Source organism: Bradyrhizobium brasilense (assembly GCF_029714345.1).
Classification (GTDB): Bacteria; Pseudomonadota; Alphaproteobacteria; order Rhizobiales; family Xanthobacteraceae; genus Bradyrhizobium; species Bradyrhizobium australafricanum.
Genome location: NZ_CP121669.1, coordinates 6,739,245 through 6,764,170 on the forward strand (window position 1 = coordinate 6,739,245; position 24,926 = coordinate 6,764,170).

The following is a 24,926-nucleotide window of genomic DNA, read 5'->3' on the forward strand; positions in this document are numbered from 1 at the left end:
ATTCCCACACGATATGTCAGCTGTTGGGGCCAAACTCGGCGGCGCCTAGGTTTATGCTTCGCAACTATTCAGCGTCGCGCGACAGCTTCGAAAAACCTTGGGCATCACTGTCTTCGCCAGCGACCGGTACGTCGCCCTGACGTTTCAGTTTAGAAAACCCACGATCCGTGGCCATAAAGCGCGCTAACATGGGAGCGATTAGCTTAGTCGGTTCGACCACTTGACCGCCTTGAAGCGTAAGGGCCTCTGCATATGCAATGAGATCACGATGCACGGCCGCCGGCAGCTCCGTACTCACTTTGACCGGCTTGTCGTCTGGAAGCTCTCCTATTTTGAGTTTTGGCATGCTGTCACCCTCTATACGGCGTAACTATGAGATCACGATTGACAAGAACACGGACCGGGAAGCCAGGCCGCACGGTCAGAGTAGGCTGGATGTTGAGACTGCGTCGAACCACCTGCTGTCCGGTTTGGTTCAGTGAGTCGGAGGCGCCGTGTCGCAACGCCTGGATGATGGCGCTGTCGTTGCTATTGGTGTCCGAGCCAGCCCCTAGTTCGGTCCCGACCGCCAGAAACGTCGATAGTGCCGCAGCCTTGAATAGCTCTGTCCAGTGATTGTCGACTTGGTCTTCCAGACCCGCATAGCCAGCGCTATCAGCGCCAGGCTGCCGCTCGAGAACGATAGAATGTCCATTCGGCATAATCAGCCGCGTCCAGACCAGTAGGACACGGGACTGGCCGAAAGTAACTTGACTATCGTACGCGCCGATCAGACGCGCTCCCTGAGGCACAAGCAGAAAGCGGCCGGTCGGCGTGTCAAAAACATTCTCGGTGACCTGCGCGGTAATTTGGCCTGGCAGGTCCGATCGGATCCCGGTAGTCAGGGCTGCCGGAATGACCGTCCCAGCCTGCACGACATATGGTGAAGCCGGCTTGGTGATGCGGTCGGGGCTGACCGTGCGACGGTCCACAGAAGCATTCACGAAGGCAAGCTTTCGGTCTTGACCGTTCTGCGCAAATCCGTCGTCGCCAGTGCTCGATAAGTTCGGCGACGCGACGCGGTCGCCTTCAACAGCCGCAGCGGCAGGCGGATGTCCTTCTCCTCCCTTGGTCGCAGCGAACAAATGGCTAATGCGGGCGGCCTCGGTCTCCTGGTCCCGGCGCTGCTGTTCCGCATCAGGCCCGATCGCCGGCGACTGACCTTGGGCAGCAAGGATTGGCCGACCGAGGTCGCCAGGGAGTGGCGGACCAAGCTGCGGGATTGGCTGGCGCGGAACGCCAGCATAGTCCTTCGGCAGCGTCGTAAGGCCGTCGGCAACATTGTGATGGTCAGTGCTGTAGAGTTCCTCGGCCGCCTGGTTTCGGGGACGATTGTTCTGCAGCGACCACAGGACTGCTCCACCAATGACAAAGAAGGCAAGCGCGCTCCCTCCGGCCAGGACTTTTCGCGACAACCGTGTCACGCGCGGATGCTCCGCTCTCAGTCGGAAGCTTTTGGACTGCTCCTCTTGTGTCTCCGGCGAATCTGCTTGCTCGTGATCGTTTCCACTCCGGCTGTTCATGACGACGGCCTCCCGTCGGTCCTGACAATCCTGACCTTTTGCTGGCGCTCACCGCCGAGCCGCAGTTCAGCTGCTGCAAACAGCCGATCGACGATCAACACGTTACCGTAGGCGCGATAGTTGACGAGCTCGGTCTTCCCGTCAGGACCGATGACAAAGAGCGGTGGCATCTCTCCCTGGACGATACCTCTAGGGAATTCGACGTAGACCTTGCGGCCATCGTCGTATGCGGCGAGCGGCCGCCAGGGTGGACTGTCCCCTTCAATGGCATAGCGGGAGATACGCTGCCCTGGATCCGGAAGAATGGGTCTCAGAGCGACTGAACGGGATCGTTCGCGCGCCGTTTCGGGATAGTACCAGGCAACAGACGGCATATATGGCCGCTCGCGGGAGCGGAGCTCAATCAGGTAGGTGCGCCGGTCGGTATTGACAATGAGGTTGGTCTCGATCGATGCGCGGGTCGGCTTGACCAGGATATGGACGCGTCGCGTATCGCCGCTCCCGCTCTCGGTATCGCCTACGACCCAGCGTACGGTATCTCCGGCCGCGATGGGCCCTGATCCCGTCAGTTGCTCTCCCTCCTCGAGCGCGATGTCCGTGATCTGCCCCGGCGCGGCATAGATCTGATAGAGCGCCCCGGGACTGTAGGCGTAGATCTGCGCTGCGTTGAAATATCCCCGCTTGCGCGGTTCGACCCTGGCTGCGCTGTTTGCCGTCTCAACCCGGCTCACAGGTTCGGGCTCTTCCTTCCCTCCTGACTTGCCGCCGAGAGCCGGCTTCCAGAGCGGCGGAACGTGGAGCGGTCGCGACTTGTCATCCAGAGGCGCTGGCGGCGCCGGCAGCGGCGGGATTTCCGCGTCATAGCTGATCCGTGGCGGGATGTAGGTCGCGCACCCACCGAGCGCCGACGAACAAAGCAGAAGAGCGGATAGAAATGCTCGCTTCGATGTCACGAACTCGGACCAAGTCGAATTGCACCTACTCTGCACGATAGGACGCTTCGAATAAACGTCAGACGGGGTCTTGGTCACTGACTCAACTCCTTTGACCAGTTGATGGCGCGGACATAGACGCCAAGGGGATTCTTGCGCAGGCGTTCGGCATCGCGCGGCATCTCGATCACGACGGTGAGAATTGCAGTCCAGCGGTCGGTCGAACTCAGCGAGCCGTTATCGTAGGTGCGTTGGATCCATGCGATCCGAAAGCTTTCTGAAGACGCGCGAATGACGCTCGACACGTCGACGGAGATTTGCGCCTTACCCAGTTTGGCAAAAGGGTCATTGTTGCGCGCGTAGTCGTTGAGCGCAGCGGCGCCGCGATCGGTCGCAAAATCGTATGCCCGGAGCCAGTTTTGGCGCAGAACGATGCCGTCGGCCGGAAGGCCCCTGACATCCTCGATAAAGCGCGCCAGATGGTAGGCGATCTGTGCATCAGTGGGTTGATAGTCGATGTTGGCCGGCGCGACCCTTTGGGCCTGGCCAAGATGGTCGACTTCGACCACCCAGGGTGTGATCGAGCCTTGATTCGACTGCCAGACAAGCCCACCAGCGAGACCGGCTGACAGCATCAAGCAGCCGAATGCCATCAGGCGCCAGTTCTTGGCTTGCACGCGCGCTGATCCAATGCGTTCGTCCCAAACCTGAGCTGCTTTCTGATACGGCGTGACCGGTGCGGGCATGCGCCCGTAGTGAACGGAAGTTCGTTTGAACATCGATGGTTACCCTGGTATCGAGTGATCGGTTTCACGTCGGGCGATGGAGGGGTTTGAGGTGCTGCTGTGCGGCGTAGGTGCAGTGGTGCGTCTCAGCGCTCTCCTTCGGACAAATCGACGGAGGAGCCGCTGCCACCGTGATCGCCCGAGCGGACGGCGTGGCCGGCAGCCGAAGCACCATGCCGAATAGTCTCGGCACGCTTCATCCGGCGCGCCCAATCAGGCTGCCCCTCGGCCGAGGTGCTCGCGGCCCTTTCGCCCGCTTGCTCACCTCCGAAGGCAGCCGCTGCGCGACGCAAAGGACTCATGGCAGCCGAAGCGCCAGCCTCCGCGACGCCGGCAAGGCCGCCGCTTCGATAGGCGGCTGATGCTCCGCTTAGAACAGCGCCGCCACCGCGCGCGGCGCCTGCAATCGCGCCACTAGCGAGACCAGCACCACCGGCCGCTACACCAGCACCTGCCGCAACAAGCCCGCCAGCAGCCAACCCCGTTCCAATCGCCGCACCGGCGCCGAGCTGCGGTCCGCCGGATACCAGGCCGTTTGCAATACCCGGACCGAAGATGCCGAGGCCCAGCAGGGAGAGCGCCGCGAGCACTAGCGTCATTGCGTCTTCAATGGTCGGCTGAGCGCCTCGGAAACCAGAGGTGAACTGCGAGAACAGGGTCGAACCGATGCCGACGATGACAGCTAGGACCAGAACCTTTATCCCCGAAGATATTACATTGCCCAGGACCCGCTCAGCGGCAAAGGCGGTCTTGCCAAACAGACCAAATGGAATGAGCACGAAGCCGGCCAGCGTCGTAAGCTTGAACTCGATCAGGGTGACGAAAAGCTGGATCGCCAAAATGAAGAAGGCGAGCAGCACCACGACCCACGCGAATAAGAGAACAACGATCTGAACGAAATTCTCGAAAAAGCTGATGTAACCCATCAGGTTCAAGATCGAATCGAGCAGCGGTCGGCCGGCATCGAGTCCGACTTGGGCGATCTTTCCCGGCCTCAGGAAATCGGATGCGGACAGGCTTGCACCCGACGCTTTCAGCCCAAGGCCGGCAAAGCTCTCGAAAACGATGCGCGCCAGGCTGTTCCAGTTGCCGATGAGGTAGGCAAGGACGCCGACGAAGAGGGTCTTCTTGACGAGCCGCGCGATGATGTCCTCGTCAGTTCCCCAACTCCAGAACAACGCAGCGAGAGTGATGTCGATCGCGGCGAGTGTCGTCGCGAGATACCCAACGTCACTGCCCAGCAACCCGAATCCGTTATCGATATAACGCGTGAACGTTTCCAAGAATTGGTCGATGATCCCGGTACCCGTCATGGCTTGGCCGCCTCGGGTGTCGCCGGTTGCGGATATGCTTGCGGGATCCGGCTCTGATCCTTTGGGGCGGGCGCCAGCCCTGCGGCGGAATCATTCTGGCCAGGGTCTGCTGGGCCGGTTCTTTTGCCAAAGAAGCGACGCCGGTTTTCGTCCCAAATCTGCTTGCAATGCCGATAACCCGCTGTTTCCTCTAGAGTGACGCCGCGGCAGCGTGCGAGGTCGGAGTCGGCTGCATCGGTCCCTTGCTTCGCCTTCGGTGCCGACCGAGACTCGTCTAGTCCGCGCAGCTGAATCGTGCAGGCAGCGACGGCCACTAGGCCGATTGTCGTAAGCAGCGACAGCGCCTTGAATGCCTTTACGTCGGTCATCAGTGGAACATCTGTACATTGGAGGATTGATAGCCCTGTCCTGGTGTCAGGAAGCGCTTGAGCTGCTCTCGACCCTGATCCTGGGCCGCGGCGCGCTGCGCCGCTTCGAGGCTCTGCGCCCTGCCCTGCGCCGCCACGGCCGCCGTGAGATCGGCAAGTTGTTGCGCTTGAAGCGCGAGAATCTGATTGCCAGCCTGCGTTGCCTGCAGAGCGCCAGTGGCACCCTGGCTTGACGTCACGAGCGCGGATGTCTGGATGCGATTGGTGTCGAGGTTAGCAACGATGCCGGCCTGGACACGAAGCGCGTCTTGCGTTGCGGCATAGGAATTTTGCCATCGCGCTTGAGCGTTGGCGACCAGCAACTGGTTCGACTGGCTGCTGGTCGCTGGCGCGTAGCTTGTCGAGAAGGCATGATCGATCTGCTGCACGTCGTAAGCAATGCGCTGGGCCTGGACCAGCAATTGCTGGGTACGCTGAATCGATGATTGCAGTTGCTGCAGCGACGAATACGGCAAGCTCGCCAGATTCTTCGCCTGATTGATCAGCATCTGCGCCTCGTTCTGCAACGAGTTGATCTGGTTGTTGATCTGCTGGAGCTCCCGCGCAGCGGTCAGGACATTCTGAACGTAGTTGTTGGGATCGAAAACGATCAGCGCCCGTGCGGGGATCGTAACGCCAAGCGCCAGCGCGGTGACGCCGGCTGCGGCCAATAGGGCTAGACGCCTCATGGCGATTTCTCCAGATTGACGAGATTGGGAATCAGATCTGTGGCCCAGGCGACGCCACGGTGCTGGAGCCAGGCCGGCACGAAGCCGTCAGGTCCATGTTCGGCGAGGAGCTGCGCAATGGCAGCCTGGTCTGTCTTGGAAGAGGCCGCAGTGAACGCGAGCGCAACCTCACCAAGCCCGAGTTCGAACATCCGGTTGCCGCGGCGGGACTGGCAGTAATAGTCGCGTTTTGGCGTTGCCCGACTCAATAACTCGATCTGGCGGTCATTGAGGCCGAAGCGGCGGTAGATGGCGGTGATTTGCGGTTCGATCGCCCGTTCGTTCGGCAGCAACAAGCGAGTTGGGCAGCTTTCGATGATCGCCGGCGCGATCGCGGAGCCGTCGATATCCGAGAGCGACTGGGTGGCGAAGATGACGGAGGCATTCTTTTTCCGAAGCGTCTTGAGCCATTCCCGGAGTTGCCCCGCGAAATCCTCGTCATCGAGGGCAAGCCAACCCTCATCGACAATCAGGAGTGTCGGCCGACCATCGAGACGATCCCCAATACGATGGAAGAGGTACGCCAGCACGGCCGGCGCCGCGCTCGTTCCGATCAAGCCTTCGGTCTCAAACGCCTGGACCGACGCTTCGCCAAGGCGCTCGAATTCGGCATCAAGCAGGCGCCCTGAGGGACCACCCAGGCAATAGGGTTGCAGGGCACGTTTCAGGGAGTTAGATTGGATGAGGACTGACAGCCCCGTCAGGGTGCGTTCCTGCATCGGCGCCGAGGCGAGAGACGTCAGCGCCGACCACAGATGATCCTTGACCTCCGGGGTGATCTCGATCTTTTCCCGTGCCAGGATCGCGCAGATCCATTCGGTGGCCCATCCGCGCTCGGAAGGATCATCGATCCAGGCCAGCGGCTGCAGCGCGACGGGCCGATCACTTCCGTCAGACAAAGCGCCGCCCAAATCATGCCAGTCGCCGCCCATGCCGAGCGCGGCCGCCCGGATCGAACCACCGAAATCGAACGCAAAGACCTGAGAGTTCGGGTAACGGCGGAATTGCAGTGCCATCAGAGCGAGCAGTACCGACTTGCCGGCCCCCGTCGGTCCGACCACAAGGGTATGGCCGACGTCGCCGACGTGGAGGGAGAATCGAAATGGGGTCGATCCCTCGGTCTTGCCGAACAGGAGGGGCGGACCCTTGAAGTGCAGATCCCTCGCCTCGCCGGCCCATATGGCGGAAATCGGAATCATATGGGCGAGGTTGAGGGTCGAAACCGGCGGCTGACGCACGTTGGCGTAGACGTGCCCGGGCAGACTGCCGAGCCAGGCTTCGACGGCGTTCACCGTCTCGATCATGCAGGTGAAATCACGGCCCTGAACGACCTTCTCGACCAGCCGCAACTTTTCATCGGCAGCACTAGGATCGCGGTCCCAGACGGTGATGCTCGCCGTGACAAAGGCCTGTCCGATCTGATCGGACCCCAGTTCCTGCAACGCCGCGTCGGCATCAAGCGCCTTGTTGTGGGCGTCGGTATCGAGCAGCGTCGACGCCTCGTTCGTCATGACCTCCTTGAGAATGGCGCCAATCGACTTTCGCTTGGCGAACCACTGCCGCCGAATCTTGGTCAGCAGCTTGGTGGCGTCGGTCTTGTCGAGCATGATCGCCCGGGTCGACCAACGATAAGAGAATGGCAGGCGATTCAGGTCGTCTAGGATTCCCGGAGTCGTGGCGCCCGGAAAGCCAACAATCGTTAGGACCCGAAGGTTGGCTGAGCCCAACATCGGCTCTAGCCCGCCGGTCAACGGCTGGTCGGCCAAGAGCGCATCGATGTACATGGGAATTTCGGGCACCCGAACCCGATGACGCTTGGTCGAGATTGTCGAGTGCAGGTAGGTCAGCGTGTATTGATCATCGAGCCAGGCGCATTCGGGCATAAATCCTTCAACGAGTTGAAGCACGCGGTTGGTTTGATCGATAAAACCGCGGAGTACCTCGCGAGCAGCGGCCCCAACGGCGCGGTCGCGACCCTCGTAAAGAAGTCGCTCTGCCTTGGCGGCTCCTTCCTCGGGGGGCAGATAGAGGAAGGTCAAGAAGTAGCTGGACTCGTAGTGGGCACCCGCCTCTTCAAACTGAGCTCTGCGCTCGGCGTCGACCAGTGCGGATGCGACATCCGGAAATGTGCTCGGAGGATAGGCCCCGGCAAAATGGCGCTGCGCCTCGACGAATACGGCCCAGCCTGATCCGAGGCGGCGCAGGGCGTTGTTCAGACGGCCGGCGACGGCGACAAGTTCAGCCGGCACCGCACTGTCGAGGTCAGGCCCCCGGAACTTTGCTGTCCGTTGAAACGAGCCGTCCTTGTTCAGGATGATTCCCTCGTCGACGAGGGCGGCCCACGGCAAGTAGTCGGCAAGACGCGCGTTGGAATGGCGGTATTCGGCAAGGTTCATCATGGTAGAGAGCTCAGGCGTTGAGATGGCCGGGAATGCGAAGATGTCGGCGCACGACGTCGACAAAGGCAGGATCGCGCTTGGCTGCCCAGACGGCGGCCATGTGGCCGATGAACCAGAGGACAAGGCCCGCGATCCAGAGCCGAAGTCCGAGCCCCAGGGCTGCAGCAAGCGTGCCGTTGACGATCGCGACCGACCGTGGCGCGCCGCCCATCAGGATTGGCTCAGTGAGCGCGCGATGAACGAGCACGACAAAGCCTGTGACCGGTTCATCCATCAGATCACCACGCCGCCGCCGAAGGAGAAGAACGAAAGGAAGAAACTCGAGGCGGCAAACGCGATCGACAGACCGAACACGATCTGGATCAGTCTGCGGAAACCACCTGACGAGTCTCCGAACGCGAGCGTGAGCCCGGTCACGACAATGATGATGACGGCGATGATCTTGGCGACCGGACCTTCAACTGACTGCAAGATCTGATTGAGTGGCTGTTCCCACGGCATGTTCGATCCGGCAGCCCATGCCGGTGCCGACGCCAAAAGAAGCATCCCGGACATGGCCAGTGAAGCGGCATCTCGACGAAAACGAAATTGCGGACGCATGTCAGTCTCCTGCTGATGAAAGGTCGTAGTCGCCGGTGGCCCCTAGCCCGGTGAGGAGGGCAAGCTCAGTGAGGCGACGGTCAGCGCCGCGCCCCGCAAGCACAGCAACGAGGTTGATGGTCTCAGCGATCAGGGCGCGCGGAACCGTGATGACGGCTTCCTGGATGAGTTGCTCGAGCCGCCGCAGGGCACCGAGCGCAGTACCCGCATGGATGGTGCCGATGCCCCCGGGGTGGCCGGTGCCCCAAGCCTTGAGCAGATCGAGTGCTTCGGCACCGCGAACTTCGCCGACTGGAATTCGGTCAGGACGCAGTCGCAGCGAGGAGCGAACGAGGTCCGATAGCGTGGCCACACCATCTTTGGTACGCAAAGCGACGAGATTGGGCGCTTTGCACTGAAGTTCGCGGGTATCTTCGATCAGCACGACCCGATCAGAAGTCTTTGCCACCTCGGCCAAGAGCGCATTCGTCAATGTTGTCTTGCCGGTCGATGTCCCGCCGGCGACGAGGATGTTCTTGCGTGAGACGACTGCGCTCTTCAGGATGTTGGCCTGTTCCGGGGTCATGATCTCTTTGGCGACGTAGTCATCCAGCGTAAACACGGCGACGGCGGCCTTGCGGATAGCAAAGGCCGGTGCTGCAACGACTGGGGGCAAGAGCCCCTCGAAGCGTTCGCCGGTCCCAGGCAATTCGGCCGAGACCCGTGGCGCGCCGGCATGCACCTCGGCGCCTACGTGGTGCGCAACCAGGCGAACAATGCGCTCGCCATCCACTGCGGACAGAGTTTCGCCTGTATCGGTCAGGCCATGCGACAACCGGTCGATCCACAGCCGCCCATCTGGGTTGAGCATTACCTCGATGATCGATTCATCCTCGAGGTATCCGGCGATCGCTGGGCCAAGCGCACTACGCAGCATTCGCGCACCGCGCGAATTCGCCTCCGATTGAAAGGAATGGATTGCCACCGTCGCCCCCACCGAATGAGGGCCTCCACAGAGGGCCCCTCAGATGGGGACGATTAGAAAAGGCACCAATGGACTTGGCGCAACAAGCGCTTTCGATGATCGTAGACCGGCGTAGAAAAAGAAAGATTGAGAGGCGATATTTGACGCCTACTCAATCGTATGGGTTCGCTGCGAGTTGCTGCTCACCACTCCGCATCGTCATCCGGAGGCAGGAGGATGGCCGAATTCTCGTACAAGCCAACTGACTCGACAGGTTCGAAGGCGCTAGCCGACATCTCGAGAGAGATTGAACCCACCCATGACGCAAAGGCCCGGAACCAAGGCAGCGCGAACCAGAGCAATGTCACGATCTGCAGTGCTACGTTGAGACCGAACGCTACTTGATAGGCTTGGACGGGCCTATGGCCATCATTCGCAGACCATTGCTCCAGGATAAGACCTGTCGCGTATTGTGCTAGAAACGCCCAACCAAAGTGCAAGACGTTCAAGGCGCCGTTGGCACGACCGGCAAGCTCCGGCGGAAAGTAATCCGCTATCACGGCGAAGCTGACCACGGTTGCCGTTCCGACAATTGCGACAACAGACCAGGGCAAGATAGACGGCAGAGACGCTCGAAGGATCAAGGCAAACTCGGCTGCGATAAATAGTACCGCAACCATCGCCAATATTGTCTCCGCCCCGATTCCCCTTCGTTTGACGTAATGGACCGTCATACCGAACAACCAGGCACCCGCGCTAAGTACGATCGACATAATGAAAAGCTGGCTCACGAGGCTTGCGCGATCAAACCCCTCTACGTCGGTCAGCCATGGCGATGCCCATAATCCCTGCAGAGACCAAGCCGATCCAATGCAAGTCGCCGACAATGGGGCCATTCGCCAAAAGCGCCGATCGCTGAAAACGGAGCTCAGGGTGGCGGAAGCTGTTGATGGGGCTGCGCTTCGTTCAGGCACCACGAGATAGATGAGAATGGCCGTCGTAGCGGTCGCGACTGCCAAAATCTCGAAGAGCTGCCGCCAGCCAATCGAAGTCAGCAGGTGTTCGACGGGAGCCGTCGCGGTCACCGCTCCTAGCGACCCCAGCATGATCATATAGCCGTTCAGCAAGGCAACTCGTTCCCTAGGGAACCAAAGGATGATCGACTTCAGTCCTGCGGTCAGTGCCGCCGCTACGCCAAGCCCGATCATTGCGCGCGCGATCAAAAGCGACAGGAAGCCAGTCGATACCGAAAACAGTCCGCCGCCCACTGCTGCGAGCAAGAGCAGAACGCTCTGGACGCGACGCGGACCAAAGTGGTCCAACAATAAACCGACGGGGATCTGGGCCACCGCGAGAACAAGAAAATAGACTGACGTAAGCAACCCGAGGTCGGCAGTCCCAAGCCCGGTGTCCGAGCTGAGATGGCTGGCGATCAGAGCGTTGATCGTTCGAAACAGATATGAGAGATAGTACCCAGCTGCAAAAGGGAGAAAAACGCGCGCGATTCGACGCCATGCTGTTGAGATTTGCATGCTGGCCCCTTTGCTCTCAGCTCACCCGAGCCGATAGCGCGTCCAGCTTTTGTCAGTTCGGTTAACTCGCGGCGGTAGTAGGCTGGCGTAGAAAAAGAAAGAGCGGCGAAACGGTCTATCGACATGGTTCAATCAGCCTTCTTCTGCCGATTCCTGACGGCGGATATCTTCTGGAATCTCGCGCAGAAAGCTTTGCCCCTTTTGCAAACGACGCCCGAGCGCCTCGACAAATCCCTCAAAGCGCTCCCTTCCCTTTGCTTGAGCGGCCGCTTGCGCATCGTTGGGCAACGGTGGCGTGATCGTCAGCCAAAAACGAATGAAGAGGGCCAAGGTCTCGGCCGTCAAACCGACGTCACGTTCCAGCCTCTGCATCTGACGGGAAAGCCGATCCAGACGACGGGTAAATGCTGCCTCCCGCCTGTCCGCTCCATCCGGTGACAGAAACGAAGCGACGGCCGCTTCCACGATCGCAGACCGCGAAAGCTTCTTGCGATCGGCAAGATCGGAAATTTGCCTCAGAAGCTCGGGCGGGAAATACACGTTCATCCGGTCGCGCATATTGCCTCAGAGCTCCATACCGTCATTCGGGTCCATAGCGACTTGACGCGCGACGCCACGCGTCTGCATAAGTCGAGACTGGCGGACCGCATCCTCGTCGTCGTCAAGAACGGCAGCAAATTCCTCTGCCGGCGTCGGTTCGGTCGTTTCCTTGACGATCGCGACGTGATCGGGGAGTTCCGGCTCTCGACGGAGCCCGCTGTTCGCCGTGTCTTTCTCAGCCTCCGCGGCTTTGTCAGTTGAACCTCCCGCCGGCTTTAACGTTCGGAGCGCTGACCATCCGTCCGTTCGCGATGATCGGCCGGCCCTCGCCGGATCAGGGGGAGGTAGAACCCGCTCGGCGAATCGCCGATCCTCGTAGTAGCGGACCTTCTTCGCCCGGATCGGCGGCGTGCCCGCCACCATGACGATCTCGTCCATCGGCGGAAGCTGCATGACTTCGCCCGGGGTCAAAAGCGGCCTTGCCGTCTCCTGGCGCGAGACCATGAGGTGACCGAGCCAAGGGTTCAACCTGTGCCCGGCGTAGTTCTTCATGGCCCGCATCTCGGTCGCCGTACCCAAGGCGTCGGACACACGTTTGGCCGTCCGCTCGTCGTTGGTCGCGAAGCTGACGCGGACGTGGCAGTTGTCGAGGATGGCGTTGTTAGGCCCATAGGCCTTCTCGATCTGATTGAGCGATTGCGCGATCAAGAAGCTCTTGATGCCGTACCCCGCCATGAAGGCGAGCGCGGACTCGAAAAAATCGAGCCGCCCTAGCGCTGGGAACTCGTCGAGCATCATCAGGACTCGATGCCGGCGGTCGCAGGCGTGCAGGTCCTCGGTCAGGCGACGACCAATCTGGTTCAGCACCAGACGGATCAACGGCTTGGTCCGTGAGATATCGGATGGCGGCACTACGAGATACAACGTTGTAGGGTGGCTATCTGCGATCAGATCGGCGATCCGCCAATCGCAACGGCAGGTCACCTGGGCCACCACGGGATCACGGTACAGCCCGAGAAACGACATCGCCGTGGACAGGACACCAGAACGTTCATTTTCCGACTTATTGAGGAGTTCGCGCGCGGTCGATGCGACCACGGGATGAGCGCCCTGCTCGCCGAGGTGCCGAGCGGTCATCATCGCCTTTAGAGTGGCTTCGATCGGCCGCTTCGGGTCGGAAAGAAAAGCTGCGACGCCGGCCAAGGTCTTGTCTGTCTCGGCATAGAGGACATGGAGTATGGCGCCGACCAGAAGCGAATGACTGGTCTTCTCCCAATGGTTCCGCTTGTCGAGCGAGCCTTCGGGGTCGACCAGGACGTCGGCGACGTTCTGGACGTCGCGAACCTCCCATTCCCCGCGCCGGACCTCGATGAGCGGGTTGTAAGCTGAGGACTTCGGGTTGGTCGGGTCGAACAGCAGGACGCGGCCGTGACGAGAGCGAAAGCCCGCGGTCAGTTGCCAGTTCTCACCTTTGATGTCGTGGACGATAGCCGAGCCCGACCATGCCAGCAATGAGGGGACGACGAGACCGACACCTTTGCCCGACCGGGTAGGTGCAAAACACAGTACGTGTTCCGGTCCGTCATGGCGGAGGTAGTCGCGGTCGAGTTTGCCAAGCACAACGCCATCCGGACCGAGAAGTCCGGCCGCTCGAACCTCTTCGGCATCAGCCCAGCGCGCCGAACCATAGGTTTCGACGTTCTTGGCTTCACGCGCGCGCCACACCGACATGCCGATCGCCACCGCGATCGACACGAAGGTCCCTGACGCCGCGATGAAGGCCCCCTCGACAAAGATTTGAGGCGCGTAGGCGTCGTAGACGAACCACCACCAGAAGAAGATTGGCGGGTAATAGATCTTGAAGCCCAATAGTTCGAACCAAGGCCGCCCAAGCTCCGGTTGCCAAGCGAGTCGCCAGGCCGTCCACTCGGTGGCTCCCCAGATGGCCAACAAAACGATCAGGCCGACAACGATGACCTGTCCCCAGAGGATTTTGGTTCCGGACATCCCAAACGCCCTTCCGCAACTAAATTGGAGAGATTGCTAGAGGCCAAGGTCGCGCTTGCGGCCAAGGTCCCATTCGATGCCGCCGCCGTCCTTCACGACGCCGGCGACGTGCCGGCCGAGCCTCTTTTCGAGTTCACGCGACCAGGGCACGAGTTGGAAGCCGAGCCCATTATCGATCATGGCGAATCGTCCCGAGGTGAGCGTCAGTCGCTGGCGATACGTGCCCGCCACATGCGCCCCGGAGGCGGCCTTCATGTGAGGTAGACCGGTGTCGGCCGACACCTTTGTTGCCACCTCCTCGAGTTCGCGTCGGCGTAATGTGTTCAGGAGGTCTCGCTGCAAGATGACGCGTTGGCCTTGCCGCCGAGCCAGGCCCTCCTGAACCAGATGCTCGGTCCGGGCTTCCATGGCATCGCGGGTCTCACGGCCGAATCCGCCCATGGCGAGCGGCATCGGATCGCGTTCGACGAGCCGGTGGTCGAGCCAGGTCGCGCCCTTGGCGGTGACCTGCGCCCCAAGATCGATACCGGAACGGGGCGCGAGCACCAGGGTGGGACGCGGATCGCCGGCTTGACCGAAGCGTCGGACTTCGACGATGCCGCCGACCGGTGGCGCATGTTCGAAGGCCTCGAGCCCTCGAAAGCGCACGTGGTGAGCGCGTCCGTCTGTTCCATCGATCGTGGCGTAGGCCTCGCCGGTCAGTTCGTCGTGCAATCCACGATCGACCAGTCGTCCGATAATCTGGGATGTCGGCTGTCCGCCGTCGATGACGAAGTCGGCAACGCCGCGCGCTTCCCCGCGCTCGGTAAAGGCGCGGTGCATGGTCTTGATGATATCGCCGCGCATGCCGAGGTCGCGCAAGCTACGCTCGGCCTCGAGCCCTACCATCCATTCCCCAGGTAGCGCGGATGCGGCCAGGCCCATCTTCTCCAGTTGTTGAAGGCGACCGACCATCAGGCGCCGGATCTCGGGGTCGGACCTGCCGGGATTCTCTGGGCGAAGATCGATAGTGCCGGTCTCGTCTGCCATCAGCCGGATCTCCCGATCGAGCCGTGTCCATCGTTCCGCCGTGACTTCCCTCTCCAGCGAATTGCGAATCTCATGCTCCGGTTTTGGCCCCAGTTCGATGGCGACCAGTTCCTCGGCGCGTGAGCGCAGTCCCCTGCTGATGTAGTCGCGGGAGATCACGAGATCCGCCCCTTCCTCATCTACTCCTCGAACGAGAATATGAACGTGAGGGTTATCGGTATTCCAATGATCGACAGCCACCCAATCGAGCCGCGTGGCGAGATCGGTCTCCATCTGCGTGGCGAGATCGCGGGTAAAGGCGCGCAGGTTGTTCATGTCGCCGGCATCCTCCGGTGAGACGATGAATCTGAAATGATGCCGGTCGTCCTTGCACCGTTCTGCGAAAGCCGCGCTATCGGCGCGGTCGCTACCCGCATCGAACATCTCGGCCCGCTCACCACCCCGAGTCACGCCGTCGCGCTTCAGATATGAGAGGTGGGCGGTCAGTGATGCTGAACGGAAGGCTCGCCCTTTATGCCGAACCACGCGCGCCTTCACCACAACGCGCCGCGTCGGGCTGAACAATCTGGCGCGGCTGAAGGCGAGGCGCCCGCGGCCAAACGTCGAGCGCCCATAGGCCGCCGAACGCCTGCCGGCCACAGCCTGCCCCGAGGTGTGCCCTGCTTTCTTCGCCGCCCGCAGCACCTGGTTGATGAAGCTCTTCGGCTTCGGCGTGCGCGTGCTGCGAATGCGCCCAGGCCGAATACGCAGGTCGCTATCGGCCGCGGTCACAGGCGGCCCTCCAGGCGGGCGAAAGCGCCTACAGTGCCGAGATTGTCCTTGATTGCATTGTTAAAGATGCAAGGCGCGGCACGCGCCGCGACCGACCGGCACGCCAGAACCCAAGCCATGTCAATGGCTTGCGGTTCGACCGGCGAGCCCCTTTTATCTCGCCTTCCTAATCGGGTGTTCAAAGTCAACTCATTCCTACGCTTTTCTTCGACTCTTCGCGCTTCAGCCATGACAGACTCCCTGCATCGACAACACGCAAACGTCTCCACACACCGCGCTTGCGATCGCATTCACCGGGCGGGGTCCATGCGTTCCTTCTTCGGCACTTGGACCGTCGCATGCTCTTCATCAGGTTGGTAAACAGGGCCGTCCAAGCGGTCCGGCGCTCTTGTCCTCCCCGAGCCGAGGGCGCACCAAGTTCCGGACGGCTGTGGGTGTATGCCTGCGATCAATGGAGCTGGGCTGGGCCTGAGCCCCCGGCTGCAGTTTATGTGTTCGCGCACGACCGGAAGGCGGAGCGTCCGGCGGCGCATCTGACGCATCTCAAGGGCATTCTGCACGTCGACGGATACGCAGGATTCTATCGGCTGACTGACGCCGGAAACATCATCCTCGCCGCGTGTTGGGCGTACACCAGGCGCAAGTCCTACGAAGTTGCGCAGTCCCAGGACATGCCCGTGTCCGAGGACATGCCCGTCGCGCACGAGGCCCTGCGGCGCATCGCTAGCCTCTATGCCGTCGAAGCGCAGGTGCATGGTCAATCGGCGGCGCATCGGCTGGCGATGCGGCGCGCATTCGCCAAGCCGATCGTTGACAGCCTTCGCCCTTGGCTCGAGATGCAGCCTCCTCAACTGCCCGGCCGCGGCAATCTCGGCGAAGCGATCGGTTATGCACTGTCGCACTGGGATGGATTGCCCCGCTTCCTCCATGGGTGCTGCATCGAACTTGACACGAACTCCGTCGAGCGGGCGATCCGACCCGTGGCGTTCGGACGCAAGAACAATCTCTTCGACGAGAACGATGACGGTAGGGAGCGACGGGCGATCCTCTGTTCGCTCATTGCAACGTGTATGCCCAACCACGTCGAGCTTTACGCATTCTTGCGCGGCATGCTGCAGCGCATGCTCGACGGGCTTCTGCCGTGGAACGCGAGCCCCGCAGGACTTGCCGCTGGCACCGCCTGAGCAAAGCCAGACTATCGCTAAACGACGAACATGAGACCGCGAGTAATTGCAATTGCCGTCCTTTGTAACGATATTACATGACGTTCTAGAATTACGATGTGATGGGGTTATAGAGGTTACGTACTCTTCGCGAAGCGGGACGGATACTGCGCTGCTCTCCGAGACCATCGCAAAAGGGGAAGCTGCTATAGCTGAGTCCCACACAGAGTAGGAGTTCTCTGGCTCGAAGAATTGCCACGTGAGGCCGTTAAGTACGTCAAGATACGACGTCGTGTGCAGCCTCCGGACGCGGACGCATATCGTCGTGTTGCCACCAGTCCCAGGTTTCCGGCCGTTTTCCTCGCTGAACCACGCGATCGCCTCCCAAGCCGCACAGCTGATCATCGCCCTGCTCCCGAGTTCGACCGGGCGACAAACATGTCAGTGGCCTTGGGGACCATCTGCAAAACATCTCGCGACCAGATTACAGTCGTTGCGCCGCTCGAGAATAGGAACGCCGGCTTCCGATCGCCCGCCTTGACTGGGTCAATTCGCCCGACGAACAGCGTCGCAGCTGCTGATGGCTGCTGGCTCGCGGCCCAAGTTGCTGGCAGTTCGATGCCAAGCAGATTTGCAAGCTTGGCCACATATACTCGCGTCTCGTCTGACAAAGGAGCGCCCGCGAGATGCCCGTCGTAGCAAGTTGGCCCCGCGTTGTACGCGGCGAACGCCCCGGGCGAACCATAGCGGTCCAGCAGTTCGCGGAGATATGCCGTGCCGGCCAGAATGTTGTTGCGCGGATCGTAGGGATCGCTGCCGAGATGATAGCGTTCGCGAAGTTCCGCCCAGGTCGCCGGCATGATCTGCATCAGGCCGATTGCGCCCTTTGGCGACTTCGCTTGTACGTCACCAGCGCTTTCGATGCTAATGACTGAACTGATCAAGTTTTCCGGAACTGCAAAGCGTTTTGACGCTTCGTAGACGAAAGCTGCAAACGGCTTGCTCGTCTGAGAGACCGCTCGAACGGTAGTCGATCCATTCTCGGCCAGACCAACACTATGCGACGCAGTCAAAATGAGCAGCAGTGACACGACAGCGCAAACACGCACGCCCGGTCGAACCAAAGATGGCGAGTTCGCGCCCGTCCAGCGTAAAGCTGCTTCACGTCGGCCGTTCGGCCGCCTTGGACCGCCGCCGCACGCGTCGGCTTTGCAGACATTGACCGGGACGGAGGAATGGTCCCCAAATCGATCGAACAGAGGAATGGCGTGGCGACCGCGTGAACCCCGCACGATCAGTCCTCCCATGTCCACACCGGGATGGCACGGCCGATCACGGCCGAGGCCGGAAGAAGCCCAAAATATCGACCGTCGAGGGAGTCGACCGACTGCCAATTCATGACAAACAACTCGCCGTCTCTGACGACGCGGCAACCCTGCCATTTCGGCAGCGGCCGGCCGCGTCCGTCGCGATCCCGCGCCTCGCCCACTGCAATGTCGTCGACCGAAATTGCGAGTCCACTTCTGCAGACCGTCTGCCCGGGCAGCGCCAAGACTCGCTTCAGCATAGGGACGCCAAGCGGCAGATAGCCGTTGAAGTCGAGAAAGGTCGCAAGCGGTTCCGGCGGCTGAACCGCGACCAGCTCCGTGACAAAGAAGTGCTTCGCTGGTCGCAAGCCATAGAGACCGATCGGCACGCTTGCCGATGCATTCCAAATGTAGATCGGCAGCGGCTCCAGGGCGATCGTCGCGACGACAGCGGCAGCTACGGCAAACGTCGTGGTCAGCGTCCATAGACGGCCCGTCATCGCATCACCCTTTGACGATGTAGCCAAGCCTGGTGGCGGCCCTTCGTGTAGGGACGCGGGTTTTCGTTGACGGACAGGCGATTGTGAACGTGATGCCAATGATCGGGCGCTACATCAGCCGGATCGATGCCCAGCGCATCGATCGCGTCGATCATCTGCAGCGCCCGTTCGACTTTAGGCCAGCCGGAGAGCCGCAGCAAAATCTCTCCGCCGGGCTTTACATAGGGCACGGTCGAGCAGCGCTGTCCCGCTGCGACCGCGCGCAAGATGTCGATCCGCGAAATGACCGTGCCAAAGTCGTTGGAATTCCAACGGACGAAGGCAAAGATGCTGCCGGCTGCAAATGACAGGATACGACGGTGGCGATCAAGCTTCCGTTCCTTGACAATGCGACCGAAACGAACGCGGTTTTCAATACGCTTTTCGAGCCACAGCACTTCCACTTCGGTGAGATCACTCATGCCGCCGCTCCTTGAAGCTCGAACCGGGAATCGCATGCTTTGGGCTTGGTGAAGCGCGTGTGCCGCTTCTGAAGGAGGGCAGGACTGGCCATCCGGCGCAGCGCGAGATCGCCAGGAAGCGTGCGAAACAGGTCAAGCTGCCGCGCTCGGAGCGGCGGTGGTGCGTTGGGGATTTGCTGACGGACATGGCTTAGCGCCGCTCTTTACCCGCATAGGGAATTGGCGCATGCCGCTTGGCGGGCAGTACGGTGCCGGCACCGGGATCGGAGGTCGATTTCTTCTTGCCCAGTTTGGCCCAGGCTGTCAGGTCGGCTACTGAGTAGACCACACGCCCGCCGATCTTGTGATATTCCGGACCGGTTCCGTACGTTCGATGTTTTTCCAACGTGCGGCCGGACAAACTCAGAAAGCGCGCGGCTTCGGACGTGCGAAGGTACCGCGGCGGTTTATCCGTGTTCAGATCGGACATCTGAAAGGCTCCGTGATCGTCTGGAGCGCGAGCGAGGTTCGCCGCGCATCGACGGCCACAATCGCGGAGCAGCAATGCTTAGGGGGATGCCGAAGACGAGGGGGTCATTTTCGATACCTCCACGGAAGACGTATTCGATCTCGGACCGCAGAGGCTTCCGACGAGATGTACAGTCAGCCTCGAAATGTCCGCGGAGCAGATCGCATATCGCGAGATCGCATCGCTATCCGGCGTCTCGGTCAAGAAGCAGATCAGCGGCGAATTTGACCAGAAAGAATTCCTCGACATCCGGCGGCGAAGGAACAGCTTGAGCCGATCAAGGTCTGGGTCCAAGACCGCAGCCGGATGACGATCAAGCAAATCGGCAACGAGCTCCGAAAGGCGAAGCGCCGGTATGGCCTGAAGCAGTTTTGCATCGATCACTTGAAGCGGTCGAGCCGGAACATGAGCATTGGAACGTTGTCCGGACCAGCGAGCCCGCACTGGTGACCGCACTGGCCGAAAGCGGCAGTTAATCGTCAGAGGCAGTTCGAAATGATGTCAATTGCACAATCAGTGTTCAGGAACCGCCGCAGAGCGGTGAAGATGTTTGCGGCGGTTCCGGAAGTCTTACAGTTCAAGGCCACGTTCTGCGAGCACACCGTGCATGACCTCGCGTTTGATCTCGCCGGCGATCTCGTTGCGGACCCGGGCGCCGAGCACGCGCTCGGCATCAGCATCGCCTAGCAGACCATGCTCGGCCAATCGCTGATCGAGCCGGCTCTGAAACTCCTCGCCCATGGCTTCGACCAACCGGTCTTGCATCGCTTCATATTCGTCCGGAGCGATGCGCTTCAGGACCGTCTCCCAGGGCTGCCAACGGGCCGCCATGTAGTCGGTGAACTGGCTCGCTTCCTTCTCCCGGACCAGGTCCAGCGCCTGCGCCGCGTCGTCCTCGCTTACGTGAGAGACCGCCAGGAAGCTCATGTCGGGGGCGACGTGACTGAGCTCCAGCGGCTCGCGCAGCAGATGTTGGTACGCCAGGTAGACTTCGACGTCGTCCACATTCGGGTGGTCGCGGGCAAGCAAGTTGATCCTATCGCGCGCGAGCTCGTCCAGCGCCTCCAAGCGGAACGCAATACGGCCGCGCTGAATCAGTTCGCCAAGCCGATCGTCATATACTCCCTCCTCGACGTCAGCGTTGAGGCGCGCAGTCTGCATGCCGTTCCAGTGCAAGGTAACACGATCGTCGCAGGTCGCGTTGGCCTCGGAAGCCTGTGCAAAAAACTGCTCGCGCATTCTTGGATTGCCCGCCGCCTGACGCAGATCACCAGCCACTGCCTGCCGAAACTCGTCATTGCCGTAGTTCACGTTCCCTCGCAGCCTCCCCAGGAACCATGCGTAGTCCTGGGCGCCTGGCTCATCCGCAAAGTGCTGCCATTCGGCCAGCGTCGCCGGGTCGTCGGCGAGCCAGTGCGCGGCAGCCTCATATAAAGATTGGTGTGCAAGCCGCGGTGGCGTTGCAAGTGCCGCCAGATTAGGGAGTACATGGTCGGGCAGCGGGTTATCACCGAGCTCGAGGTTCTCCAAATGCGGGTAGTTGAAACTAAGATGTGGTACAAGACCACCAACCAGACCCTCAGGCAGGCTGGTCAGCTGGTTAGCGCTAAGATTGAGCGATTGGAGCCTGCTCGGAAGGGTCGCTGGCAGGTTGGCCAATTGATTGCTGCTGACATCGAGTTCAATGAGTCCCGATGGGAGGGATTCGGGGAGCTCGGTCAGCTGATTTCCACTAACCGCGAGCGAGGTGAGACGGCTCGGGAGAGCGTCGGGCAGGCTACTGAGTCGGTTGTCGTTTGCGTTCAGCATCTCGAGCCCAGCCGGAAGATTGGCGGGCAGACTGATCAAGCTGTTATCGGCCACCTCTAGCCAGGAGAGGGTTGCCGGAAGAGCGTCCGGCAAACTGGTCAACCGGTTATGGCTAATGAGAAGATGCTGGAGACCGGGTGGGAGCGTAGCGGGCAGGCTGCTGAGCTCGTTGTGCCTGGCGTACAGTTCCTGCAACCTTGGCGGCAGGGCAGTGGGCAAACCGGTCAGAGACAGGAAGGACAAATCAAGCGAATGCGAGCCCGTGTTGTCCGAAGCCCTAATTCGCATGCGCCCCTGTCGTCGGTTCTCGGCTTCGCCTTGCCCCTCTTCGGCAACCCAGCTGTCCAGGATCCGCGCGCGCAAGGAGGCGGGAGTCCGATACCCAGTCAAGGCTTCGAACAAGTTTGCCACTGCACTGTTGAAGCCGGTGAGGTAGCTTTCCTGCTCACCTTCTTCAAAAAGGTCCGGGTCGGAACCTGCGCTCCGCTGTGTCTGTCCTGTATCCATCAACTTTCTCTGCCTTTAGAAACTAAAGAGTACGCCTGCCGCTTCGTAAGGCTCCGAAGCAGCTGGTTGTGCGCCAACGCAATAGTTATTCGGGCGAGTGCCACGTGCGCTGTAGCGCCCACTCCTGGTCGAATTGGTACAGCTTCACGCGAATCCCACAGCGGCCGCGTATCGAGTGCAGGACCCTTAACGTGGCAGCGTTCCGTCCTTGGCAGGCCTACCTGTCGATCAGCTGACGAGTATTGCCGTAGGGCGGCCAGTTCGCTCAACCGTTGTCACCACTGGTGATCGAAGTCCGGCGATATTGGCCGTTTGTTTAACGGCTGGTCATATGAAGCGCCGAATCTGACGCTTGATGGCGATTTCGACGTAAGGGCAGCATGTCGCTGTAAACCTGCGTGGGAAACGCCACGATCTACAAATGATAGTAGGAACTGGCCGAGCGAGCGAGATTATGCGCCCGTTACGACGGCGCCATCGAACCGCGGCGATGTCTCAGCAAGCGTCGCCTGCTCGAACAATTTGCTGAAGAATGGAATCGAACCGGGAGACCTGCTCGAGAAGCGGCGCGGGTTCGTACGCCGCCTCTCGCCAGCCGCGACGCGCCCCGCCGGATGGGCGGGGCGCAGCACTCGGCTCAACTCACTCGCCATTCTTGCGCGGGCGCGACCACAGCAGCGTGTAGCCCTCGCCGCCTTCGTCGTCGAACAGGTTCGCGTAGATCGGTGCGTTGAACGAGGGATCGTCGAGCTTGAGCGAGAGGTAATCGCGGCCCTCTTCGGAGCGCTTCGACCAGGCTGCGCCGATCTCGGCCCGGCCCACATAGATGCGGTGGCTCGGAGCGTTGTCGTTGGAGCGGTTGGTCTCGGCGACGATACGGACGCCCTTGGCTTGCAGGCTCAGGGTGACGATCTCGCCCTGGAAATCGTTACCTACCTTCTTGAAAGAACCGATGTTAGCCATGTCACTTCTCCTGTTGTGTTTCGAGCCCGCGACCACCGCGGCCTCGATGGCGATCTAAAGGCCGAGGACGATCGGCGACGCACCCGCGTTCCAAGGGCCGGAGCACAGCGGAGGACGCCGTTGAGGCGACTTTCTTGTCTCGCGAGGAATGGGCGAAGCCCAGGGGAAGAAAGTCGCATCAACGGCGTTGCGGCTCAGACGATCGAGGCGAAGCCGGTCTTCGGCCAGATCAAGCCATCAAAGAGGCCACGTGCGTCCGCGTGCTGAAGCGCAATCTCAAGGAGAAGACTGGCCAATCTCGGTTCAGCTGCACAAGATATTGGAACGATTCCGCGAAGAAAGAGAAACAATCTGCTGCAAAGGGCGGTATCGTCCATGGAAGAACGATCGAGAGCGCGCAATGAGCCACCGCGACGAGTGGGCCAGGCCGAGATTGCTGCAGCCTGGTCGAAGCGCACCGAAGAGGCAGATTTGCTTCTCGTTCTCGTCATCTTGCCCCCGCATTCAACGAACCGATCTACCCGAACTTGTTCGACGAGGAAGGGGACGAAGAATCGTCCCTCGCGTGTGGCGGCCGTGGTTGAGGCGCTTGCGCCAAGTCTAGCCGGCTCGAACAGGCGGGCTTCCGCGAGCAAGCACAGTCAAGCGCGTCCACGTCGTGCCGCCTACGCAAAGCGCGCCGAGGCAAGCGAAGGCCTCCCGCCAGGCCAGCGACGGCACTGCGATCTGCGACAGCGCGAGCACCACATTGTAGCCGGCGATGCCAGCTGGAACGGCGAATATGGTCGCGATCACGACGCGCAGGGCCACGGATCGGCTAGCAGCGAAGGTGGCCTCACCGACGGCAAATGTCAGCGCACCGGCGGCAATTGCGACGAGCAGCGCGCCGATGACGCCGGCGCCACCATGGTATGCTATCATCCCGAAATTGAGTGCGACGAAGAACGGCAAGGCGTACACTGCCAGCGCGAAAAACGCCCAGCAGAACAGACCGATGCCGAGTGCGTTGAGAACAAGCCCAAGGGCGGGCATGGTGGCGGCTCCAATTGCATGGATTTGCAAGTCGCGCCTTCCACCACCACCACGGCGCGACTTCGGATATAAGGTCTGAACGAGGCGGAGTTGCGGCGCGTACAACTCCGCTTTGATGGCTTGGAGGCGAGAAGACGGCGCTCACGCGCCGCCGAATCTCCAAACGGGGATGCCGAAACGCCTCGCCTTGTCGGCGAGGTTGTCCTGGATCCCTGTACCCGGAAAGTGCATGACGCCGATCGGCAGGAGTTCGAGCATGGCGTCATTGCGCTTGAAGGGAGCCGCCTTGGCATGCTTTGTCCAGTCGGGCTTGAAGGCGATCTGGGGCACCTTGCGGGTGGTCGCCCATTTGGAGGCGATCAATTCGGCGCCTTTGGGCGAGCCGCCATGGAGCAGGACCATGTCGGGATGCTTGGCGTGAACCTTGTCGAGGCGATCCCAGATGAGGCGGTGGTCGTTGAAGTCCAGCCCGCCGGTGAGTGCGATCTTCACTCCCGGCGGCAACATGACCTCGGTCTCGGTACGACGCTTGGCGGCGATGAAGTCGCGGGAGTCGATCATCGCCGCGGTGAGCGTGCGGTGGTTGACCAGCGAGCCCGCCCGAGGACGCCAGGACGAGCCGGTGTGGACCTCAAATCGTTCGATCGCCTGATCGCGAAAGATTTCCAAGCAATTTCGGCGCTCGATCAGCGTGATGCCCTCGGCCGTCAGGCGCTCAAGCTCGACCGATCGCACGTCCGACCCGTTCTGCTCCCGTTGGCTCTTGTGCTGAGCTTGTTCATTGTCGTCGAGCTGACGTTCAATGCGGTCGACGGCACGATGGAACAGGTTCACAGTCGACCAAAGGAGCTCGTCGAGGTCCGGCTCTAGCCGCGTATCGCTCAGCGTGGCAACCAAGGCGTCGAACATATCGACGATGGCACCGGCGATCGTTTTCGCCTCGGGAAGGGGTCTTGGATCTGGCTGGTCGTCGAAGGGACGATAGCCGAAGAGCTGCAATTCGCTCAGGACGTGGTCGGTTGGAGACGCCGCCTGCGCCGGTTCGATGTCGTCGTGGTCGGTCATGGGAAGAGGTCCTTTGCCGGATTGGCCGCGCCCATCGCGGCCTTCGTGGCGATCACTCAGACG

25 protein-coding genes are annotated in these 24,926 nt (G+C 61.1%); 1 reads left to right on the forward strand and 24 read right to left on the reverse strand.

The annotated features are described in order from the left end of the window. Positions 1–64 precede the first annotated feature (64 nt). The 16 genes from QA635_RS31455 to QA635_RS31530 all read right to left on the reverse strand — a co-directional run bounded on the left by QA635_RS31455 (position 65) and on the right by QA635_RS31530 (position 15,778). The gene (locus tag QA635_RS31455; RefSeq protein ID WP_194456079.1) at positions 65–346 is read right to left on the reverse strand and encodes a DUF2274 domain-containing protein; all 282 of its coding nucleotides are present in this window, start codon (positions 344–346) and stop codon (positions 65–67) included. A 4-nt stretch (positions 347–350) separates the two neighbouring features. Then, on the reverse strand, positions 351–1,562 hold the full coding sequence (locus QA635_RS31460; protein WP_283063538.1) for a TraB/TrbI/VirB10 family type IV secretion system protein: 1,212 nt from the start codon (positions 1,560–1,562) through the stop codon (positions 351–353). Beyond that, the gene (trbG, locus tag QA635_RS31465) at positions 1,559–2,593 is read right to left on the reverse strand and encodes a P-type conjugative transfer protein TrbG (RefSeq protein WP_283063539.1); all 1,035 of its coding nucleotides are present in this window, start codon (positions 2,591–2,593) and stop codon (positions 1,559–1,561) included. The genes QA635_RS31460 and trbG overlap by 4 nt, the downstream gene beginning before the upstream one ends. Beyond that, positions 2,590–3,273: a conjugal transfer protein TrbF gene (trbF, locus tag QA635_RS31470; RefSeq protein WP_283063540.1), complete on the reverse strand. Its 684-nt coding sequence runs from the start codon at positions 3,271–3,273 to the stop codon at positions 2,590–2,592. Before trbF ends, trbG begins: the two co-directional genes overlap by 4 nt. A 92-nt stretch (positions 3,274–3,365) precedes the next feature. Then, on the reverse strand, positions 3,366–4,592 hold the full coding sequence (gene trbL, locus QA635_RS31475; protein WP_283063541.1) for a P-type conjugative transfer protein TrbL: 1,227 nt from the start codon (positions 4,590–4,592) through the stop codon (positions 3,366–3,368). Further along, entirely contained in the window at positions 4,589–4,960 is a 372-nt protein-coding gene (trbK-alt, locus tag QA635_RS31480; protein ID WP_194456084.1) for a putative entry exclusion protein TrbK-alt, read from the reverse strand. The genes trbL and trbK-alt overlap by 4 nt, the downstream gene beginning before the upstream one ends. Next, positions 4,960–5,688: a P-type conjugative transfer protein TrbJ gene (gene trbJ / locus QA635_RS31485; protein WP_194456085.1), complete on the reverse strand. Its 729-nt coding sequence runs from the start codon at positions 5,686–5,688 to the stop codon at positions 4,960–4,962. Before trbJ ends, trbK-alt begins: the two co-directional genes overlap by 1 nt. Then, the gene (trbE, locus tag QA635_RS31490) at positions 5,685–8,126 is read right to left on the reverse strand and encodes a conjugal transfer protein TrbE (protein WP_283063542.1); all 2,442 of its coding nucleotides are present in this window, start codon (positions 8,124–8,126) and stop codon (positions 5,685–5,687) included. Before trbE ends, trbJ begins: the two co-directional genes overlap by 4 nt. A 10-nt stretch (positions 8,127–8,136) precedes the next feature. Further along, positions 8,137–8,400, reverse strand: a complete 264-nt coding sequence (locus tag QA635_RS31495; RefSeq protein ID WP_018270310.1) for a VirB3 family type IV secretion system protein — start codon at positions 8,398–8,400, stop codon at positions 8,137–8,139. Beyond that, positions 8,400–8,726, reverse strand: coding sequence for a TrbC/VirB2 family type IV secretion system protein (locus QA635_RS31500; protein ID WP_212058505.1), 327 nt, complete (start codon positions 8,724–8,726; stop codon positions 8,400–8,402). The genes QA635_RS31495 and QA635_RS31500 overlap by 1 nt, the downstream gene beginning before the upstream one ends. Before the next feature lies 1 nt (position 8,727). Then, on the reverse strand, positions 8,728–9,642 hold the full coding sequence (gene trbB, locus QA635_RS31505) for a P-type conjugative transfer ATPase TrbB (RefSeq protein ID WP_283071932.1): 915 nt from the start codon (positions 9,640–9,642) through the stop codon (positions 8,728–8,730). Between the two features lie 230 nt (positions 9,643–9,872). Next, entirely contained in the window at positions 9,873–11,201 is a 1,329-nt protein-coding gene (locus QA635_RS31510) for an MFS transporter (RefSeq protein WP_283063543.1), read from the reverse strand. A 132-nt stretch (positions 11,202–11,333) separates the two neighbouring features. Further along, positions 11,334–11,759: a CopG family transcriptional regulator gene (locus tag QA635_RS31515; RefSeq protein ID WP_194456090.1), complete on the reverse strand. Its 426-nt coding sequence runs from the start codon at positions 11,757–11,759 to the stop codon at positions 11,334–11,336. 6 nt (positions 11,760–11,765) lie between these two features. Then, on the reverse strand, positions 11,766–13,748 hold the full coding sequence (locus QA635_RS31520; protein WP_283063544.1) for a conjugal transfer protein TraG: 1,983 nt from the start codon (positions 13,746–13,748) through the stop codon (positions 11,766–11,768). Between the two features lie 36 nt (positions 13,749–13,784). Next, positions 13,785–15,548 carry a relaxase/mobilization nuclease domain-containing protein gene (locus QA635_RS31525; protein WP_283063545.1) on the reverse strand — a complete coding sequence of 588 codons (1,764 nt, stop codon included), beginning with the start codon at positions 15,546–15,548 and terminating at the stop codon, positions 13,785–13,787. Further along, entirely contained in the window at positions 15,545–15,778 is a 234-nt protein-coding gene (locus QA635_RS31530; protein WP_283063546.1) for a hypothetical protein, read from the reverse strand. Before QA635_RS31530 ends, QA635_RS31525 begins: the two co-directional genes overlap by 4 nt. A gap of 108 nt (positions 15,779–15,886) precedes the next feature. On the opposite strand from QA635_RS31530, the gene tnpC reads away from it, so the two are divergent. Beyond that, complete coding sequence (tnpC, locus tag QA635_RS31535; protein WP_283063547.1) at positions 15,887–16,732, forward strand: IS66 family transposase; 846 nt, start codon at positions 15,887–15,889, stop codon at positions 16,730–16,732. Positions 16,733–17,112: 380 nt separating this feature from the next. Here the strand turns inward: tnpC and QA635_RS31540 are convergent, their stop codons facing one another. The 8 genes from QA635_RS31540 to QA635_RS31575 form a co-directional block, all read right to left on the reverse strand. Further along, positions 17,113–17,802: a lytic transglycosylase domain-containing protein gene (locus tag QA635_RS31540; protein ID WP_283063548.1), complete on the reverse strand. Its 690-nt coding sequence runs from the start codon at positions 17,800–17,802 to the stop codon at positions 17,113–17,115. A gap of 203 nt (positions 17,803–18,005) precedes the next feature. Beyond that, positions 18,006–18,518: a S26 family signal peptidase gene (locus QA635_RS31545; RefSeq protein WP_283063549.1), complete on the reverse strand. Its 513-nt coding sequence runs from the start codon at positions 18,516–18,518 to the stop codon at positions 18,006–18,008. Further along, the gene (locus QA635_RS31550; protein WP_283063550.1) at positions 18,515–18,979 is read right to left on the reverse strand and encodes a DUF2840 domain-containing protein; all 465 of its coding nucleotides are present in this window, start codon (positions 18,977–18,979) and stop codon (positions 18,515–18,517) included. The genes QA635_RS31545 and QA635_RS31550 overlap by 4 nt, the downstream gene beginning before the upstream one ends. A gap of 190 nt (positions 18,980–19,169) precedes the next feature. Then, positions 19,170–19,448 (reverse strand): helix-turn-helix transcriptional regulator, encoded by a 279-nt coding sequence (locus QA635_RS31555; RefSeq protein WP_283063551.1) that lies wholly within the window; start codon positions 19,446–19,448, stop codon positions 19,170–19,172. A gap of 609 nt (positions 19,449–20,057) precedes the next feature. Beyond that, positions 20,058–21,803, reverse strand: a complete 1,746-nt coding sequence (gene nopM, locus QA635_RS31560; protein ID WP_283063552.1) for a T3SS effector NEL-type E3 ubiquitin ligase NopM — start codon at positions 21,801–21,803, stop codon at positions 20,058–20,060. 642 nt (positions 21,804–22,445) lie between these two features. Further along, entirely contained in the window at positions 22,446–22,766 is a 321-nt protein-coding gene (locus QA635_RS31565) for a DUF736 domain-containing protein (RefSeq protein ID WP_018454792.1), read from the reverse strand. Between the two features lie 600 nt (positions 22,767–23,366). Further along, positions 23,367–23,798: a hypothetical protein gene (locus QA635_RS31570; protein ID WP_283063553.1), complete on the reverse strand. Its 432-nt coding sequence runs from the start codon at positions 23,796–23,798 to the stop codon at positions 23,367–23,369. A 141-nt stretch (positions 23,799–23,939) separates the two neighbouring features. Continuing rightward, positions 23,940–24,863, reverse strand: a complete 924-nt coding sequence (locus tag QA635_RS31575) for a DUF2493 domain-containing protein (RefSeq protein ID WP_283063554.1) — start codon at positions 24,861–24,863, stop codon at positions 23,940–23,942. Between the last annotated feature and the right edge of the window lie 63 nt (positions 24,864–24,926).

Excerpts from the sequence above, each read along its gene's own strand:
- QA635_RS31455 (WP_194456079.1), bottom strand. The coding sequence starts at position 346 with ATGCCAAAACTCAAAATAGGAGAGCTTCCAGACGACAAGCCGGTCAAA.
- tnpC (WP_283063547.1), top strand. The coding sequence starts at position 15,887 with ATGCTCTTCATCAGGTTGGTAAACAGGGCCGTCCAAGCGGTCCGGCGC.
- QA635_RS31510 (WP_283063543.1), bottom strand. The coding sequence starts at position 11,201 with ATGCAAATCTCAACAGCATGGCGTCGAATCGCGCGCGTTTTTCTCCCT.
- QA635_RS31515 (WP_194456090.1), bottom strand. The coding sequence starts at position 11,759 with ATGCGCGACCGGATGAACGTGTATTTCCCGCCCGAGCTTCTGAGGCAA.
- QA635_RS31570 (WP_283063553.1), bottom strand. The coding sequence starts at position 23,798 with ATGCCCGCCCTTGGGCTTGTTCTCAACGCACTCGGCATCGGTCTGTTC.
- nopM (WP_283063552.1), bottom strand. The coding sequence starts at position 21,803 with ATGGATACAGGACAGACACAGCGGAGCGCAGGTTCCGACCCGGACCTT.
- QA635_RS31555 (WP_283063551.1), bottom strand. The coding sequence starts at position 19,448 with ATGTCCGATCTGAACACGGATAAACCGCCGCGGTACCTTCGCACGTCC.
- QA635_RS31530 (WP_283063546.1), bottom strand. The coding sequence starts at position 15,778 with ATGGCTGAAGCGCGAAGAGTCGAAGAAAAGCGTAGGAATGAGTTGACT.
- QA635_RS31550 (WP_283063550.1), bottom strand. The coding sequence starts at position 18,979 with ATGAGTGATCTCACCGAAGTGGAAGTGCTGTGGCTCGAAAAGCGTATT.
- QA635_RS31460 (WP_283063538.1), bottom strand. The coding sequence starts at position 1,562 with ATGAACAGCCGGAGTGGAAACGATCACGAGCAAGCAGATTCGCCGGAG.
- QA635_RS31500 (WP_212058505.1), bottom strand. The coding sequence starts at position 8,726 with ATGCGTCCGCAATTTCGTTTTCGTCGAGATGCCGCTTCACTGGCCATG.
- trbK-alt (WP_194456084.1), bottom strand. The coding sequence starts at position 4,960 with ATGACCGACGTAAAGGCATTCAAGGCGCTGTCGCTGCTTACGACAATC.
- trbF (WP_283063540.1), bottom strand. The coding sequence starts at position 3,273 with ATGTTCAAACGAACTTCCGTTCACTACGGGCGCATGCCCGCACCGGTC.
- trbJ (WP_194456085.1), bottom strand. The coding sequence starts at position 5,688 with ATGAGGCGTCTAGCCCTATTGGCCGCAGCCGGCGTCACCGCGCTGGCG.
- QA635_RS31565 (WP_018454792.1), bottom strand. The coding sequence starts at position 22,766 with ATGGCTAACATCGGTTCTTTCAAGAAGGTAGGTAACGATTTCCAGGGC.
- QA635_RS31495 (WP_018270310.1), bottom strand. The coding sequence starts at position 8,400 with ATGGATGAACCGGTCACAGGCTTTGTCGTGCTCGTTCATCGCGCGCTC.
- trbE (WP_283063542.1), bottom strand. The coding sequence starts at position 8,126 with ATGATGAACCTTGCCGAATACCGCCATTCCAACGCGCGTCTTGCCGAC.
- trbL (WP_283063541.1), bottom strand. The coding sequence starts at position 4,592 with ATGACGGGTACCGGGATCATCGACCAATTCTTGGAAACGTTCACGCGT.
- QA635_RS31575 (WP_283063554.1), bottom strand. The coding sequence starts at position 24,863 with ATGACCGACCACGACGACATCGAACCGGCGCAGGCGGCGTCTCCAACC.
- QA635_RS31520 (WP_283063544.1), bottom strand. The coding sequence starts at position 13,748 with ATGTCCGGAACCAAAATCCTCTGGGGACAGGTCATCGTTGTCGGCCTG.
- trbB (WP_283071932.1), bottom strand. The coding sequence starts at position 9,642 with ATGCTGCGTAGTGCGCTTGGCCCAGCGATCGCCGGATACCTCGAGGAT.
- QA635_RS31545 (WP_283063549.1), bottom strand. The coding sequence starts at position 18,518 with ATGACGGGCCGTCTATGGACGCTGACCACGACGTTTGCCGTAGCTGCC.